13 protein-coding genes and 3 rRNA genes are annotated in these 17,248 nt (G+C 50.6%); 5 read left to right on the top strand and 11 right to left on the bottom strand.

All coding sequences use genetic code 11. The features are described from left to right. Positions 1-3 precede the first annotated feature (3 nt). Positions 4-1,434 (top strand): melibiose:sodium transporter MelB, encoded by a 1,431-nt coding sequence (gene melB / locus HV302_RS22835; RefSeq protein ID WP_181626602.1) that lies wholly within the window; start codon positions 4-6, stop codon positions 1,432-1,434. 2 nt (positions 1,435-1,436) lie between these two features. Next, positions 1,437-1,691 carry a SemiSWEET transporter gene (locus tag HV302_RS22830; RefSeq protein WP_016155416.1) on the top strand — a complete coding sequence of 85 codons (255 nt, stop codon included), beginning with the start codon at positions 1,437-1,439 and terminating at the stop codon, positions 1,689-1,691. 26 nt (positions 1,692-1,717) lie between these two features. Here the strand turns inward: HV302_RS22830 and HV302_RS22825 are convergent, their stop codons facing one another. From HV302_RS22825 to HV302_RS22800, 6 genes are all read right to left on the bottom strand, one after another. After that, the gene (locus HV302_RS22825) at positions 1,718-2,335 is read right to left on the bottom strand and encodes a DUF2238 domain-containing protein (RefSeq protein ID WP_181626601.1); all 618 of its coding nucleotides are present in this window, start codon (positions 2,333-2,335) and stop codon (positions 1,718-1,720) included. 146 nt (positions 2,336-2,481) lie between these two features. After that, positions 2,482-4,128 (bottom strand): class I fumarate hydratase FumA, encoded by a 1,647-nt coding sequence (fumA, locus tag HV302_RS22820; protein WP_181626600.1) that lies wholly within the window; start codon positions 4,126-4,128, stop codon positions 2,482-2,484. A gap of 96 nt (positions 4,129-4,224) precedes the next feature. Beyond that, positions 4,225-5,565, bottom strand: a complete 1,341-nt coding sequence (gene dcuB, locus HV302_RS22815; RefSeq protein WP_003031873.1) for an anaerobic C4-dicarboxylate transporter DcuB — start codon at positions 5,563-5,565, stop codon at positions 4,225-4,227. 118 nt (positions 5,566-5,683) lie between these two features. Beyond that, positions 5,684-5,986, bottom strand: coding sequence for a hypothetical protein (locus HV302_RS22810; RefSeq protein ID WP_131341598.1), 303 nt, complete (start codon positions 5,984-5,986; stop codon positions 5,684-5,686). A 297-nt stretch (positions 5,987-6,283) separates the two neighbouring features. After that, positions 6,284-7,003, bottom strand: a complete 720-nt coding sequence (gene dcuR, locus HV302_RS22805; RefSeq protein WP_016155419.1) for a two-component system response regulator DcuR — start codon at positions 7,001-7,003, stop codon at positions 6,284-6,286. Further along, positions 7,000-8,631: a sensor histidine kinase gene (locus tag HV302_RS22800; protein WP_181626599.1), complete on the bottom strand. Its 1,632-nt coding sequence runs from the start codon at positions 8,629-8,631 to the stop codon at positions 7,000-7,002. The genes dcuR and HV302_RS22800 overlap by 4 nt, the downstream gene beginning before the upstream one ends. A gap of 596 nt (positions 8,632-9,227) precedes the next feature. Between HV302_RS22800 and HV302_RS22795 the strand changes: the two genes are divergently transcribed. The 3 genes from HV302_RS22795 to rrf all read left to right on the top strand — a co-directional run bounded on the left by HV302_RS22795 (position 9,228) and on the right by rrf (position 14,120). After that, positions 9,228-10,769, top strand: a 16S ribosomal RNA gene (locus tag HV302_RS22795). Between the two features lie 234 nt (positions 10,770-11,003). Further along, positions 11,004-13,910: ribosomal RNA gene (locus HV302_RS22790) — 23S ribosomal RNA — on the top strand. Between the two features lie 94 nt (positions 13,911-14,004). Next, a 5S ribosomal RNA gene (gene rrf / locus HV302_RS22785) occupies positions 14,005-14,120 on the top strand. Together the 16S, 23S and 5S rRNA genes form the textbook arrangement of a ribosomal RNA operon. A 709-nt stretch (positions 14,121-14,829) precedes the next feature. On the opposite strand, the gene HV302_RS22780 is transcribed toward rrf, so the two are convergent. From HV302_RS22780 to yafW, 5 genes are all read right to left on the bottom strand, one after another. Continuing rightward, the gene (locus HV302_RS22780; protein ID WP_101743277.1) at positions 14,830-15,672 is read right to left on the bottom strand and encodes a DUF4942 domain-containing protein; all 843 of its coding nucleotides are present in this window, start codon (positions 15,670-15,672) and stop codon (positions 14,830-14,832) included. An 84-nt stretch (positions 15,673-15,756) separates the two neighbouring features. Further along, entirely contained in the window at positions 15,757-15,954 is a 198-nt protein-coding gene (locus HV302_RS22775; protein WP_000839269.1) for a DUF957 domain-containing protein, read from the bottom strand. An 11-nt stretch (positions 15,955-15,965) separates the two neighbouring features. Next, positions 15,966-16,454 carry a DUF5983 family protein gene (locus HV302_RS22770; RefSeq protein ID WP_001547769.1) on the bottom strand — a complete coding sequence of 163 codons (489 nt, stop codon included), beginning with the start codon at positions 16,452-16,454 and terminating at the stop codon, positions 15,966-15,968. Further along, on the bottom strand, positions 16,451-16,828 hold the full coding sequence (locus tag HV302_RS22765) for a TA system toxin CbtA family protein (protein ID WP_000854726.1): 378 nt from the start codon (positions 16,826-16,828) through the stop codon (positions 16,451-16,453). Before HV302_RS22765 ends, HV302_RS22770 begins: the two co-directional genes overlap by 4 nt. 89 nt (positions 16,829-16,917) lie before the next feature. Further along, positions 16,918-17,244 carry a type IV toxin-antitoxin system antitoxin YafW gene (gene yafW / locus HV302_RS22760; protein ID WP_001548930.1) on the bottom strand — a complete coding sequence of 109 codons (327 nt, stop codon included), beginning with the start codon at positions 17,242-17,244 and terminating at the stop codon, positions 16,918-16,920. Positions 17,245-17,248: the final 4 nt, after the last annotated feature.

Genomic DNA, 17,248 nt, shown 5'->3' with positions numbered 1-17,248 from the left:
CCTATGAGCATCTCTCTGAAAACAAAACTCAGTTACGGATTTGGAGCGTTTGGTAAGGATTTCGCCATCGGTATTGTGTACATGTACCTGATGTATTACTACACCGACGTGGTGGGATTATCGGTGGGGCTGGTCGGAACGTTGTTCCTGGCGGCAAGGGTCTGGGATGCGGTAAACGATCCCATCATGGGCTGGATTGTGAACGCCACCCGGTCGCGGTGGGGAAAATTTAAACCCTGGATCTTACTCGGTACGCTGGCGAACTCATTGGTGCTGTTTTTGCTTTTTAGCGCACATTTGTTTGAGGGCACTGCGCAAGTCGTATTTGTGTGCGTGACGTATATATTATGGGGAATGACCTACACCATTATGGATATTCCATTCTGGTCGCTGGTGCCAACTATTACGCTGGATAAACGCGAGCGTGAACAACTGGTGCCGTTCCCTCGTTTCTTCGCAAGCCTGGCTGGGTTTGTCACCGCGGGGGTAACGCTGCCCTTTGTGAGCTATGTTGGCGGGGCCGATCGCGGCTTTGGTTTCCAGATGTTTACGCTGGTGCTGATTGCATTCTTTATCGTTTCTACCGCTGTTACGCTGCGTAATGTGCATGAGGTTTATTCGTCAGATAGCGAGGCAACGGCGGACAGCAGTCGTCTTGGGCTGAAAGCGATCGTTGGGCTCATCTATAAAAACGACCAGTTATCCTGCCTGCTAGGCATGGCGCTGGCTTACAACATTGCCGCCAATATCATTGCTGGCTTTGCCATTTACTATTTTACTTATGTGATTGGCGATGCAAGCCTCTTCCCGTACTACATGTCTTACGCAGGAGCGGCAAACCTGCTGACGCTGATTTTCTTTCCTCGATTGGTAAAAGCGTTGTCACGACGGATCCTGTGGGCTGGGGCATCCGTGCTGCCGGTGCTCAGCTGTATCGTGCTACTGGTGATGGCGTTAGCCGGTTTCCATAACGTCTTACTCATTGTTATTGCTGGTATTTTACTGAATATTGGTTCGGCACTTTTCTGGGTGTTGCAGGTCATTATGGTGGCGGATACCGTTGATTACGGCGAATACAAACTGAATGTACGTTGTGAAAGTATCGCTTATTCAGTGCAGACGATGGTGGTAAAAGGAGGGTCTGCGTTTGCCGCTTTCTTTATCGCAGTGATACTTGGGATGATTAATTACGCGCCGAATGTCGCGCAGTCTGCAGAAACCATTGTTGGTATGCAATTCATTATGATCGCGCTACCTGCACTCTTTTTTGTGGTGACCTTAGTCCTTTACTTCCGCTTTTACCGACTGAACGGCGACACGCTGCGCAGGGTCCAGATTCATTTGTTGGATAAGTACCGTAAGGTGCCGCAGCAGCATGAACAACCGGATATCCCGGCTATTGCGATAGTCACCCCAGGTGATGTGAAGGCGTAGCTATGGAATGGCATTCGTGGATTGGGTATTTGGCGGCTAGCCTGACGACGCTCTCATTCTTACCGCAAGCGATTAAGGTCATTACCACCCGCAACACGCAGGGTATCTCCGGTTTAATGTATGTGATGTTTGTGTGTGGGCTGGTGTTGTGGCTGATTTATGGATTATTGATTGAAGATACTGCTGTCAGCATGGCGAACTTTCTGACACTCCTGTTCGCCTTGCCGATTCTGGTTATCAAGTCTCGCAATGGGTAGGGCAGATTGCCGGATAAGCGTCAGCGCTATCCGGCAGTTTTTAACTGTCTGTTATGCCAGCCCGCCAACACGAGCACCGTGGTTAGCGCACCGAGCAGGGCGCAGAACATATCCGACTGGGTATCCCACGGGTCGCCCTGCGTCCCGAGAAAATCATCCGCTCCCTGACCCATCGCCAGCGCCGCCCACCATTCGATCAGCTCATACATCGCGCTAATCGCCAGCGCCACGCAGCAGACCAAAAATGCCAGCATTTTGCGGCCACGAACTATATTACCGCGCACTAAAATCTCTCTTGCCGTCAGGGCGGGCACTAGACCCTGGAAGAAGTGACCCAGCTTGTCATAGGGGTTACGACTGAGATCCAGCCACTCCTGAACCTGAAAACCGACAGGGACTTTAGCGTAGGTATACATACCGCCGACCATCAGAATGATGGCGTGCAAGAAAATGAGCGTGTAGAGCAATGGCGTCAGCGGGTAGCGCTTCACGGTCGCCAGCAACAGTGGGACGACAATAATGACCGGCGTAACTTCCATCAGCCAGGTGAGTTTCTCCGTGGCAGAGATACCGGTGTAGATAAGTATTAGCGCCAGGAGCAGCGCGCCAGAGTGCAAGATTGTGGAGTTCAGTGTGCGGAGCATGGCGAATTCACAAGTAATGGAAAAGGTTACTATTCCCTGTGAGCGGCAAAAATTCAACGCCAGTAAATGGGGGATAAAGTTGGCCCGGGGGGATCACTGGACTGACGCCAAAAATCTGTTGTCAGTCCAGTGCCGGGCCGAATGGGTTACTTCGCGCAGTTAGCGCATTGTTTGCTGACGATTTGCTGGAAGAAATCGTTGCCTTTGTCATCGACCAGAATGAAAGCCGGGAAATCTTCGACTTCGATTTTCCAGATAGCTTCCATACCCAGCTCCGGGTATTCCACGCATTCCAGATGTTTAATACTCTGCTGCGCAAGTACCGCTGCCGGGCCACCAATGCTGCCTAAATAGAAGCCGCCGTGTTTATGGCAGGCGTCTGTCACCTGCTGGCTACGGTTACCTTTTGCCAGCATGATCATGCTGCCGCCGTGAGACTGTAGCAGGTCAACATAGGAGTCCATACGACCCGCAGTGGTTGGCCCTAAAGAGCCGGACGGATAACCCGCAGGTGTTTTGGCCGGGCCCGCGTAGTAGATAGGGTGATCTTTCACGTACTGCGGCAGACCTTCGCCGGACTCAATACGTTCTTTTAGCTTCGCGTGGGCAATATCGCGACCGACAATGATGGTGCCGCTCAGCGACAGACGGGTAGAAACCGGATACTGAGAGAGCTGAGCGAGGATCTCTTTCATTGGGCGGTTAAGGTCAACTTTAACCACTTCACCTTCGCCTGCCTGGCGCAGCGACTCCGGAATGTACTGGGCTGGGTTATGTTCCAGTTTTTCGATCCAGATCCCTTCGCGGTTAATCTTGGCCTTGATGTTACGGTCTGCGGAGCAAGACACACCCATACCAACCGGGCAGGATGCGCCGTGGCGAGGCAGGCGGATCAGGCGGATATCGTGCGCGAAGTATTTTCCGCCAAACTGGGCGCCGAGGCCGAGTTTCTGCGCTTCTTCCAGTAGTTCCTGTTCCAGTTGCAGATCGCGGAACGCCTGGCCGTGCGCATTACCTTCAGTCGGCAGTGCGTCATAGTAGTGTGTGCTGGCCAGCTTCACCGTTTTCAGGGTGCTTTCCGCTGACGTGCCGCCAATGACGAATGCAATGTGGTACGGCGGGCATGCTGCGGTACCCAGCGTGCGCATTTTCTCTACCAAGAAGTTTTTCAGTTTGCCGGGCGTCAGCAGCGCTTTGGTTTCCTGATACAGATAGGTTTTGTTCGCTGAACCGCCGCCTTTGGCCACGCACAGGAATTTGTATTCGTCACCGTCCACGCTGTACAGGTCGATTTGTGCGGGCAGGTTGGTGCCGGTATTCACTTCTTTGTACATATCCAGCGCCGCGTTTTGCGAGTAGCGCAAGTTATCTTCAATATAGGTATTAAATACGCCCTTGGAGAGTGCCGCTTCGTCGCCGCCACCGGTCCAGACGCGCTGACCTTTTTTACCCATGATAATTGCCGTACCGGTGTCCTGGCAGGTTGGCAATACGCCTTTAGCAGCGATTTCGGAGTTTCTCAGGAACTGCAGCGCTACGTATTTATCGTTTTCGCTGGCTTCGGGATCATGGAGAATTGAGGCGACTTGCTGTTGGTGTTCAGGGCGGAGCATGAAGGAGGCATCGTGGAAGGCTTGTTGGGCCAGTAGCGTAAGTGCTTCAGGGGCTACTTTCAGGATTGTTTCGCCTTCAAACTCGCCGACGCTGACGTGATCGGAGGTCAGCAGGTAGTACTCAGTTTTGTCTTCCCCCAGTGGGAAAGCCGCCTGATAAGTGAATTCAACTTTTGACATTTGCTTCCAGCCTTTTCATTTTTCTCAGGAATTTTAAAATTCTCTGTGTCTTGACGGTGGCGTGCCGTACCAAAGCGGACAGCACGCGCACTGTAATTACAGGAAACCGTACATTGCGGCGAAGATCCAGCCAAAGACACAGGATACGCTCACGCCGATCAACCCAGGTAGAATGAAGCTGTGGTTGATAACGAAACGGCCAATGTGGGTGGTGCCGGAACGGTCAAACTGAATAGCCGCCAGATCGCTCGGGTAAGTCGGCAGAATGTAGTAACCGTAACATGCCGGAGCGGAAGCAACGATGTACGCTGGATCAACCCCAATTGCCAGTGCGACCGGAACAATCGCCGCCAGCGCCGCAGCCTGGGAGTTTACAAATTTGGAAACCAACAGCAGAACAATTGCATAGGCCCACGGATACTCTTTCACCATATTGCCCAGCACACCTTCGATTTCCGTCATGTGCGCGCCGAACATTGTTTCGGCCATCCAGGCAATACCGTACACCGCCACAATCGCGATCATACCGGAACGGAAGACTTCGTTTTTAGATATTGAAGCGGGATTGGTCTTCGTCAGGATAATAATCAGCGCACCGGTCAGCAGCATGAACATCTGGATAACCAGTACCATTGACAGCGGTTTGCCGCTGAAGGTAGGGCGTAGCTCAGAGAACGCGCCGAGCACGGCAACAACGGCGATAGCGGCAAGGAAGATCCACATGGCCAGCCAGTTGCTTTTCGGCAGCTTTTTGTCTAACAGTGTGGCGGTATCGCCATAAACGTAGTTGTGGTTTTCAGGGACGGAAATAAACTTCTGGAACTCTTCATCTTTATCCAGATCTTTACCGCGGAACCAACTGAAGATACCGATCGCCAGGATACCCAACAGGGTAGAAGGGATAGTGATGCTAAGCAGGTCGAGGAATTCAAGATGCTTGCCTTCAAACGTTACGTTACCCAGCATTGCGACCAGTGATACAACGGCCACGGACACCGGGCTGGCGATAATCCCCATCTGCGCACCGATAGAACTCGCCGCCATCGGACGTTCCGGGCGAATATTGTTCTTAATGGCAACGTCATAAATGATTGGCAGGATGGTGTAGACCACGTGGCCTGTACCGCAGAGAATCGTCAGGGTGCAGGTAACGAACGGGGCGACGATGGAAACGTATTTTGGGTTACGGCGCAGCAGCTTTTCAGCGATTTGCAGCATAACATCAAGGCCGCCGGAAGCTTGCAAGGTTGCCGATGCGGCCACCACGGCAATAATAACCAGCATTACATCTACAGGTGGTTTACCCGGCTGGAGATGGAAAACGAAAACCAGAATGACCAGGCCGATACCGCCTAATAAACCCAGCGCGATACCGCCCTTTCTGGCACCATAAAACAAACATATTAATATTATAAGAAGTTGTATACTAAATAACATTTTATTTACCCTCGCGAAAAAACCAGTCAATTTTTTGAAAAATGGATCTGTGCCACATTCTTTTTTGCCGGAATAGGCATCAAAAAATGGTCAGTATTCGATATGTCCGTATTTGCGATTAATGTTCAAATGTCTTGCTAGAATGTTTTTTTAACGTTATGGCGATATTTAGCTTTTTTCTGTGGCTTTGATCAGAGGAGAGAATCCTCAGGCGATGGGAAGCAGAGCTGGACATGGAGAGCTGCGGTTGACGCTGTAATTTATCTGTTTTGCGTTTTCCGCTATTTCGTGAACCACCGACAGAATGGGTGAGTAGGTTATTTGTGTGATCACGCTCACGCCATTTCATAATGTGATGAGGTTGGCGTGCGGATACTTTTATTTGCTCACAAAAATGTACGGTGTCCATGGTACGTAGCATGGTCTCCATTGCTACCAGTCTAGATTTTGTATGTCTGGTTAATTTCAGACTAATCCTTTATGGGTAAAAATACACACTCTGCGAGCTAGATAATACTTAATTAACTTTTGTTAGCGATTTTGAAATTAAAAACAGTGTGACGTTAATCAATATTAAAATAATACATTTAACATGCTGGATACAAATATATTTGATCTAACGCAAATTTATAATTCTGCAGCATGATTCAGAAAAGAAGGGATTTTTCATTATTTTAATAATTGTTACTTTCAAATAACAAATAATCCCAAATTGTTTTTATTGGCAATATTGTTTTAGTAATGAGTAATGTTCAGCCTGAACGCGGTAACGATAAACCGGTCTACCGGTTACGCCATAATGGATGCTGGTAAATAGGATGTGACAATTGACGAGCCAGATAAGATATTTACGGCAAGAAACGCGCGAGATATTGACCTCGTTGGCCAGTTCATCGGTGGAGAATTCCTGATCCTGATGCTCATCAATCCACTGGCACAGCGTGCGTAACGTTTGTGGCGTTAATCCTTTAGGTAAGCGCCGCGCTTCCTGTTCATTGGAGGAGCTGCCGTGAATCAACTGGTCAAGCTCAGACTGTTCATAGTACTGATGCTTTTCCATCTCGGTTTTCTTTTGTAGCCAGCCGGTCAGCGCCTCTTCAAAACGGGACGCCTGGAACGGTTTGATCAGGTAGTCAACGACACCATAGTGGAGAGAGTCTTTGATGGTGGTCGCGTCAGCGGCGGAAGAGATGACAATGACATCACACTTGCAACCTTCGCTGTGCAATACAGGCAACAGATCCAGACCGTTTTCTTTTTGCATATAAATATCAAGCAAAATCAAATCGATATGATTACCGCTATGAAAGATTATCTCTTTTGCTTTCTCCAGCGTGGAGGCTGTGCCGCAGCAATGAAAACCGGAGAGTTGCGCGACATAACGGCGGTTTAATTCCGCTACCATTGCATCGTCATCGACAATTAAGACATTGATCATCTGCTGGCCCTCTCACCATTCCACGGTAACTGTACAAAAAATTGGGTGAAGATCCCAGGTTCAGACTCGACGGAAATATTGCCGCCAACGTTTTCAACCTGTTGTTTAACAAGCGCTAAACCAACGCCCCGTTCGGTTCCTTTTGACGAAACGCCCTTCTCAAAGATGTGCTCAATGTGTTCGGGGGGGATCCCCGGACCATCGTCATTCACTTCGCAATGCAACCAGCCGTGTCGATAATGCAAGGATACGCTGATCTCGCCACCAGGTTCTTGACCTAGCGCCTCCAGGGCGTTTTCAATCAAATTCCCCAGAACGGTAATCAGCACAGCCACCTGATCTTCGTTGCTGTTTTCCGGCAACTGGCTTTCATTGCTGATCACCAGGCTATGGCCTAAATCAGATGTGCGATTAATCTTACTGAGTAAAAATCCTGCGATCACCGGGGATTTTATTTTTCCTAACAGTGAGCCAATCTCTTCTTGATAACTGTTCGCGGTCTTCAGGATGTAATTTTCAAGCTGCTTATAACTTTTCAGATGCAATAATCCCAGAATCACGTGCAATTTATTCATGAATTCGTGGGATCGTTCACGAAGTGCGTCGGCATAGTTGACCATGCCGTCCAGTCGTTGCATTAATTTTCGGACTTCAGTCTTATCTCTGAATGTTGAAATGGCCCCGATGATTTTACCGTTGCTGAGTACCGGAACCGTGTTAATTAAGAGTAGCCGATCCTTCACCATGATCTCTTCATCGCGACGCGGCGTTCCGTCATGCAGTACCTGTGAAAAATCGACCACTTTTGACCATGCGTGGCTGAGCGTGGAGAGCTGGGCATCGTCTTGCGATTTGTGGTAATCCAGCAGCTCTTGTGCCGCCTGGTTTATCAGCGTCACTTCACCGCACTCGTCAACGGCAATGACGCCTTCCTTTATAGAGTGCAGCATCGCCTGGCGTTGTTCGAACAGATTGGAGATTTCATACGGCTCCAGACCAAACAGAATACGCTTGAGGACTTTGACAAATACCCATGTGCCGAGCAGCCCAACCAGCACGCCAAATAAGATGGACCAAAAGATGCTGCCACGGCTGTTATTGATCTGCTCAGTCACCCTGCTTAGCTCAAGACCGATCGACACGACGCCTATCTGCCGGTGATGCTCGTCATAAATAGGGGTAAATACGCGTAGGGCTTGCGCCAGAAATCCGCGATTAATGGCGACATTCTCTTTCCCTTGCAGGGCCAGCAAAATGTCATCGCCTTTAAACGGCTGACCGATTCGCTGCGCTTCGGGATGGGAGTAACGAATGCTTTGCATATCGGTGACGACGATGAACAAAAAATCGTTGCTCTTATTCACCGCCTGGGCAATCGCCTGAATACCGCTTTCCTCGGGCTTTTTCATTAGCCCCTGGCGGATCTCCGGGGAGTTTGCCAGCGTTCGTGCGACCGCAAGCGCTTTACCCGCTAATGCATCGCGCGTCATGTTGCTGATTTGCGAGAAATAAATCAGATGAACGACAAGCAGTACGGAGAAGAGTACCGCACTGACCATGAGGATCACGGTAGTGCCGAGCTTCATTGGGCGTTTGCGTATAGCAGTACGTTGCAGAGAGTGTCTCATCACGGTCCTGGAATCACGGTTTGTATGGGTATTATCGCCTGATGGGATGCGTAATTCAAAGGTGGTAGGGATGATGGGGCATGGCCTGCCTGGGCTTTTCTTCTATATATAACGTAGAGCGAGTCTCTTTTTATATAGAGATTTCCTTATCTGCTTTCACTTCTTTCAGGGAGGCTGACCACTATTTTGCTTACGATTGTGGATAACTCTGTGTGTAAATGGGTATAAGGCGGGGTTTTGCTGTGGAATGCAGCGGTTAGTCATTTTTCTGCAATTTAAGGGTTGCGGGCCGCGGGAAACTCCCTATAATGCGCCTCCATCGACACGGCGGATGTGAATCACTTCACACAAACAGCCGGTTCGGTTGAAGAGAAAAACCTGAAAATGAGGTTGACTCTGAAAGAGGAAAGCGTAATATACGCCACCTCGCGACAGAGCGCTAAAGCGCGTCGCAACTGCTCTTTAACAATTTATCAGACAATCTGTGTGGGCACTCGAAGATACGGATTCTTAACGTCGCAAGACGAAAAATGAATACCAAGTCTCTGAGTGAACACGTAATTCATTACGAAGTTTAATTCACGAGCATCAAACTTAAATTGAAGAGTTTGATCATGGCTCAGATTGAACGCTGGCGGCAGGCCTAACACATGCAAGTCGAACGGTAGCACAGAGGAGCTTGCTCCTTGGGTGACGAGTGGCGGACGGGTGAGTAATGTCTGGGAAACTGCCCGATGGAGGGGGATAACTACTGGAAACGGTAGCTAATACCGCATAACGTCGCAAGACCAAAGAGGGGGACCTTCGGGCCTCTTGCCATCGGATGTGCCCAGATGGGATTAGCTAGTAGGTGGGGTAACGGCTCACCTAGGCGACGATCCCTAGCTGGTCTGAGAGGATGACCAGCCACACTGGAACTGAGACACGGTCCAGACTCCTACGGGAGGCAGCAGTGGGGAATATTGCACAATGGGCGCAAGCCTGATGCAGCCATGCCGCGTGTATGAAGAAGGCCTTCGGGTTGTAAAGTACTTTCAGCGAGGAGGAAGGTGTTGTGGTTAATAACCGCAGCAATTGACGTTACTCGCAGAAGAAGCACCGGCTAACTCCGTGCCAGCAGCCGCGGTAATACGGAGGGTGCAAGCGTTAATCGGAATTACTGGGCGTAAAGCGCACGCAGGCGGTCTGTCAAGTCGGATGTGAAATCCCCGGGCTCAACCTGGGAACTGCATCCGAAACTGGCAGGCTAGAGTCTTGTAGAGGGGGGTAGAATTCCAGGTGTAGCGGTGAAATGCGTAGAGATCTGGAGGAATACCGGTGGCGAAGGCGGCCCCCTGGACAAAGACTGACGCTCAGGTGCGAAAGCGTGGGGAGCAAACAGGATTAGATACCCTGGTAGTCCACGCCGTAAACGATGTCGACTTGGAGGTTGTGCCCTTGAGGCGTGGCTTCCGGAGCTAACGCGTTAAGTCGACCGCCTGGGGAGTACGGCCGCAAGGTTAAAACTCAAATGAATTGACGGGGGCCCGCACAAGCGGTGGAGCATGTGGTTTAATTCGATGCAACGCGAAGAACCTTACCTACTCTTGACATCCAGAGAACTTAGCAGAGATGCTTTGGTGCCTTCGGGAACTCTGAGACAGGTGCTGCATGGCTGTCGTCAGCTCGTGTTGTGAAATGTTGGGTTAAGTCCCGCAACGAGCGCAACCCTTATCCTTTGTTGCCAGCGATTCGGTCGGGAACTCAAAGGAGACTGCCAGTGATAAACTGGAGGAAGGTGGGGATGACGTCAAGTCATCATGGCCCTTACGAGTAGGGCTACACACGTGCTACAATGGCATATACAAAGAGAAGCGACCTCGCGAGAGCAAGCGGACCTCATAAAGTATGTCGTAGTCCGGATTGGAGTCTGCAACTCGACTCCATGAAGTCGGAATCGCTAGTAATCGTGGATCAGAATGCCACGGTGAATACGTTCCCGGGCCTTGTACACACCGCCCGTCACACCATGGGAGTGGGTTGCAAAAGAAGTAGGTAGCTTAACCTTCGGGAGGGCGCTTACCACTTTGTGATTCATGACTGGGGTGAAGTCGTAACAAGGTAACCGTAGGGGAACCTGCGGTTGGATCACCTCCTTACCTTAAAGAACCGACCTTTGTAGTGCTCACACAGATTGTCTGATGAATGATGAACTTCTGAATGTACTTTCGAGTGCATTAAGAAGTTTTGCTCTTTAAAAATCTGGATCAAGCTGAAAATTGAAACGACACACTGTTTCATTTCTCCGTAAACAAGAAATGAAAAGCGGTGTGTCCGAGTCTCTCAAATTTTCGCAATACTGAAGTGTTTTACGAAACATCTTCGGGTTGTGAGGTTAAGCGACTAAGCGTACACGGTGGATGCCCTGGCAGTCAGAGGCGATGAAGGACGTGCTAATCTGCGATAAGCGTCGGTAAGGTGATATGAACCGTTATAACCGGCGATTTCCGAATGGGGAAACCCAGTGTGATTCGTCACACTATCATTACGTGAATACATAGCGTAATGAAGCGAACCGGGGGAACTGAAACATCTAAGTACCCCGAGGAAAAGAAATCAACCGAGATTCCCCCAGTAGCGGCGAGCGAACGGGGAGCAGCCCAGAGTCTGAATCAGCATGTGTGGTAGTGGAACGGTCTGGAAAGTCCGACGGTACAGGGTGATAGTCCCGTACACAAAAGTGCATGTGTTGTGAACTCGAAGAGTAGGGCGGGACACGTGGTATCCTGTCTGAATATGGGGGGACCATCCTCCAAGGCTAAATACTCCTGACTGACCGATAGTGAACCAGTACCGTGAGGGAAAGGCGAAAAGAACCCCGGCGAGGGGAGTGAAAAAGAACCTGAAACCGTGTACGTACAAGCAGTGGGAGCCTCTTTATGGGGTGACTGCGTACCTTTTGTATAATGGGTCAGCGACTTATATTCTGTAGCAAGGTTAACCGAATAGGGGAGCCGAAGGGAAACCGAGTCTTAACTGGGCGTTAAGTTGCAGGGTATAGACCCGAAACCCGGTGATCTAGCCATGGGCAGGTTGAAGGTTGGGTAACACTAACTGGAGGACCGAACCGACTAATGTTGAAAAATTAGCGGATGACTTGTGGCTGGGGGTGAAAGGCCAATCAAACCGGGAGATAGCTGGTTCTCCCCGAAAGCTATTTAGGTAGCGCCTCGTGAATTCATCTTCGGGGGTAGAGCACTGTTTCGGCTAGGGGGTCATCCCGACTTACCAACCCGATGCAAACTGCGAATACCGAAGAATGTTATCACGGGAGACACACGGCGGGTGCTAACGTCCGTCGTGAAGAGGGAAACAACCCAGACCGCCAGCTAAGGTCCCAAAGTCATGGTTAAGTGGGAAACGATGTGGGAAGGCACAGACAGCCAGGATGTTGGCTTAGAAGCAGCCATCATTTAAAGAAAGCGTAATAGCTCACTGGTCGAGTCGGCCTGCGCGGAAGATGTAACGGGGCTAAACCATGCACCGAAGCTGCGGCAGCGACACTATGTGTTGTTGGGTAGGGGAGCGTTCTGTAAGCCGTTGAAGGTGGCCTGTGAGGGTTGCTGGAGGTATCAGAAGTGCGAATGCTGACATAAGTAACGATAATGCGGGTGAAAAACCCGCACGCCGGAAGACCAAGGGTTCCTGTCCAACGTTAATCGGGGCAGGGTGAGTCGACCCCTAAGGCGAGGCCGAAAGGCGTAGTCGATGGGAAACAGGTTAATATTCCTGTACTTGGTGTTACTGCGAAGGGGGGACGGAGAAGGCTATGTTAGCCGGGCGACGGTTGTCCCGGTTTAAGCATGTAGGCGGAGATTCCAGGTAAATCCGGAGTCTTGTTAACGCTGAGGTGTGATGACGAGGCACTACGGTGCTGAAGTAACAAATGCCCTGCTTCCAGGAAAAGCCTCTAAGCATCAGGTAACACGAAATCGTACCCCAAACCGACACAGGTGGTCAGGTAGAGAATACCAAGGCGCTTGAGAGAACTCGGGTGAAGGAACTAGGCAAAATGGTGCCGTAACTTCGGGAGAAGGCACGCTGATATGTAGGTGAAGTGATTTACTCATGGAGCTGAAATCAGTCGAAGATACCAGCTGGCTGCAACTGTTTATTAAAAACACAGCACTGTGCAAACACGAAAGTGGACGTATACGGTGTGACGCCTGCCCGGTGCCGGAAGGTTAATTGATGGGGTTATCCGTAAGGAGAAGCTCTTGATCGAAGCCCCGGTAAACGGCGGCCGTAACTATAACGGTCCTAAGGTAGCGAAATTCCTTGTCGGGTAAGTTCCGACCTGCACGAATGGCGTAATGATGGCCAGGCTGTCTCCACCCGAGACTCAGTGAAATTGAACTCGCTGTGAAGATGCAGTGTACCCGCGGCAAGACGGAAAGACCCCGTGAACCTTTACTATAGCTTGACACTGAACACTGGTCCTTGATGTGTAGGATAGGTGGGAGGCTTTGAAGTGTGGACGCCAGTCTGCATGGAGCCAACCTTGAAATACCACCCTTTAATGGCTGGTGTTCTAACGTAGACCCGTGATCCGGGTTGCGGACAGTGTCTGGTGGGTAGTTTGACTGGGGCGGTCTCCTCCTAAAGAGTAACGGAGGAGCACGAAGGTTAGCTAATCCTGGTCGGACATCAGGAGGTTAGTGCAAAGGCATAAGCTAGCTTGACTGCGAGAGTGACGGCTCGAGCAGGTGCGAAAGCAGGTCTTAGTGATCCGGTGGTTCTGAATGGAAGGGCCATCGCTCAACGGATAAAAGGTACTCCGGGGATAACAGGCTGATACCGCCCAAGAGTTCATATCGACGGCGGTGTTTGGCACCTCGATGTCGGCTCATCACATCCTGGGGCTGAAGTAGGTCCCAAGGGTATGGCTGTTCGCCATTTAAAGTGGTACGCGAGCTGGGTTTAGAACGTCGTGAGACAGTTCGGTCCCTATCTGCCGTGGGCGCTGGAGAATTGAGGGGGGCTGCTCCTAGTACGAGAGGACCGGAGTGGACGCATCACTGGTGTTCGGGTTGTCATGCCAATGGCATTGCCCGGTAGCTAAATGCGGAAGAGATAAGTGCTGAAAGCATCTAAGCACGAAACTTGCCCCGAGATGAGTTCTCCCTGACCCTTTAAGGGTCCTGAAGGAACGTTGAAGACGACGACGTTGATAGGTCGGGTGTGTAAGCGTAGCGATACGTTGAGCTAACCGATACTAATGAACCGTGAGGCTTAACCTTACAACGCCGAAGGTGTTTTGGCGAAGAGACACGAAATTCAGCTTGATTACAGATGACATCGACATGCGAAAAGCGTGTTGATAAACAGAATTTGCCTGGCGGCTGTAGCGCGGTGGTCCCACCTGACCCCATGCCGAACTCAGAAGTGAAACGCCGTAGCGCCGATGGTAGTGTGGGGTCTCCCCATGCGAGAGTAGGGAACTGCCAGGCATCAAATAAAAACAAAAGGCCCGGTCGAAAGACCGGGCCTTTTGTTTTATCTGTGGTCTGTCGGTGAGTGCTCTCCTGAGGAGGACAAATCCGCCGGGAGCGGATTTGAACGTTGCGCAGCAACGGCCCGGAGGGTGGCGGGCAGGACGCCCGCCATAAACTGCCAGGCATCAAATAAGTGAAGAAGCCCATCCTGCCGGATGGGCTTTTTTGCGTCTGCAGGGAATGAGAACTGCCGGATGCAGCGTACCGTTTTATCCAGCCCATCATGTTGTAACCGGTGTGCAGGCCTGAGAAGCGCAGGGCACCAGGCTCTCCCGGCAGCACATTGCCTGTTATCCGTGCGCGGGGTTGAGTAACAGGTACTGTTGCTCAGGATCGCGGACCTCTGTACATCCCATCACGTTAAACCCCATCTTCTTATAGAACCCAGATCTCAGCTTGCTAACAGGCACGACTAATCTTACGTATGGATTTTGTGGGGGTAGAGCAGTAAAGATATTGAGAGATGATCGGTTGGAAAGTATCAGAAACTATAAAAGCAAAAACCCGCCTCTAGGGCGGGTTCTTTAAATAGTGGTGCCGGACTCGGAATCGAAAATTTCTTTTATAATATTGATATTAATATAATTTATTTGGTTTGATTAAAAATGTACCCTCAATTATACCCGCAGTCCCTTTTGATATCGAAAGGGAATCACACTCGGGATCAGGCTGAGAGCACAGAAGGAAAGTACCTGGCTATTATATCGTTAATTCTGTCAATCAGTTCCAGCCTTTTGAAAGTGATGTGTGCAGATCCCTTCTTAAAGTATTTAATGATGAACATCTCGTCTTCATAGCGCTCTTTACCCTGAACGGACTGGATGTGACCATCCAGACGAATAGTGATGTTTTCCCGGTTGTCGGGGATCGGTTTGCCGCTGAACAGGTGTAGCATTCTTTCCAGATCGGCAAGTCGATCGGCCTGTTGCCCGCTGTTCAGATGAAGCCCCCACCGGTCCCACCTCACCAGATTGTTGACGATAATTTTACTGCCAAATTTACAGGGTGAGTTGGTTTTGTAATCCCAGCTCAGTCCCCTGAAGACGTTGATCACCCCTCGCTCAAACACCTCATCCTTATTCTGGTGCAGTTGTTCGAATGTACTCAGGATATTCGCTTCACTGATTTCCGGAAAATTATCATATTCCAGTGATCGGTACCATGTGTCCCGGGCCTGCGCATCCATCAGACTCAGCATCCCGGAACGTTGCATCAGGTCACGCCAGATTTCTCGATCGAGATTGCGGGTGATGGCTTTCATTGCTGCTTCCGGTTTTTCCATCAGCCGGCAGCCACAGCGAAAATTCTGTTTCATCGCCCAGTCCAGGGCGGTTTTGCCGCCAATGCCTGCTGTCAGCACTGAGATTTCTGCCAGTTGCCGGATAAGCGTTTCGGTTTGTTGCAGTGCTGCATTCCGTACCGTCACAACGTGTTGGATACTGGTGGAGCAGATAACGTCCGTATGCCCGGTGACCACTTCCGGACGGGAGATTGTGATGTCTGACATTATCGGTTTTCCTTTTGGTTTATAAACGAAAACGCCAGCTGTATTCAGGCTGGCGTCAGGGGAATGAAGTATGGTGAGTGATATTCACCGGTTCTGGTGCAGAAGCTGCAGATGACGAAGAGCACGGACATCCTTCCGGGCCTGTTCGATGCAGGGCAACAGTGCTGCTGAATCCGTTCTATCCTCATCGTTGTCAAAGATAATTCCCGATTCGCAGTCGATATTGTCCTGTAGCCACGCAATCAGAATATCCAGTGCGGTTTCCGTGGTTAATGATTTCATGTTGTTCCTGGTTACCAATCGAAAGTGGGCTGGTCCGGCAGACATTCAGCGCTGGCATCCAGATGAATGAGACTGACGCCATAACGTTGGATGAGTGTGACAACCAGACGACGGAACGTTTTTGACAACCCCAGGCGTTTAAGCCGCAGAACCGGATATGACCACGCATCGGTACGTAACAGATATCCGCTACCTGTGAAATGAATCCATTCTGATTCACCGAAGTCACTGGTCTGGTGTGACAGCGAGTACAGCCAGGCGTTATCCTTTTCCGTGATATGTGCGGTACTGCAGCGTATGCCGGCAAGGGTTGCAAACGGTGGTAGTGTGCAGGTTGACTGTTGGTCGGATTCCTCCACCACGCGGAGTGAATAACCGTTTTCAGCGACCTTGTTAATCAGTTCAGTGAGATTAACACCATCGACATCAACGACAATTCGCCCCATGTTCAGTGCCTGCACATTAATGCTGTCGGCTTCCAACGTCAGGGCCAGTTTCATTGTTTCGCCTCCGGATGCTTCCCCTGGGTAATGTTATTTACCGTTCTGTAGTTATCGCGGGTCATCAGGCCGGTTGCCCTGCGAGCCCGGAGAATATCAATACTGTTTATTAACTGAGAGCGGGTACAGGCGCTGAATCCCGGCTGGTCGGTACGTACCAGTGCGTATTTTTCAACGAGAAAGTTCACCGCATCACACAGTGAAATGCCAGCTTCAATATGCTGCTCAATCACACGTTCATCGGCGAACGGTGTGTCATTCAGCGTAAGGCCGTAATGCTGGTCCAGCAACCGGGACAGCAGTGTCTGCCAGATGGTGACGGGAGACGGGCAGCGCGATGCCTCCCGTACGTGTGTGTCGGGTAATGTTTTCATACTGAAGATTTTCCTGATATGCAGAGATGAAAAATGGAAAAGTGGCGTGGTGAAAACACCAGGCCGGAGCAGAAGATTATTCTGATGATTTACTTTTTCGTTTCGGGCGTCGGATAAACAGCCAGATAAACGTAACCACAGGAGCCGAAGGTGTCGGCTTCGCAGGTTAAATCGTTGTGGTACAGGGTAACGCAGTGGGCATGGTGGGGGCTGAGTTCACCGGTGGTCAGCATCGATTCCATCTGGCGGATAAAGTGCGGGAATGTTTCATCCAGCTTCCGGCATTCGATGTCACTGAACTTGCCGGTGATGCTGGCCCGGTCAGCCAGATAATGCAGTCGGTTGCCTTCCTGCACCAGACGGGCTCCCAGGCGCAGTGTAATCTCCCGCTGCAGGCCCCTGGTAGGGTTGCTCATTACA

The sequence above is a fragment of the Citrobacter sp. RHBSTW-00859 genome (genome assembly GCF_013729795.1).
GTDB lineage: Bacteria > Pseudomonadota > Gammaproteobacteria > Enterobacterales > Enterobacteriaceae > Citrobacter > Citrobacter braakii.
This window is presented reverse-complemented; position numbering and strand designations above follow the sequence as displayed.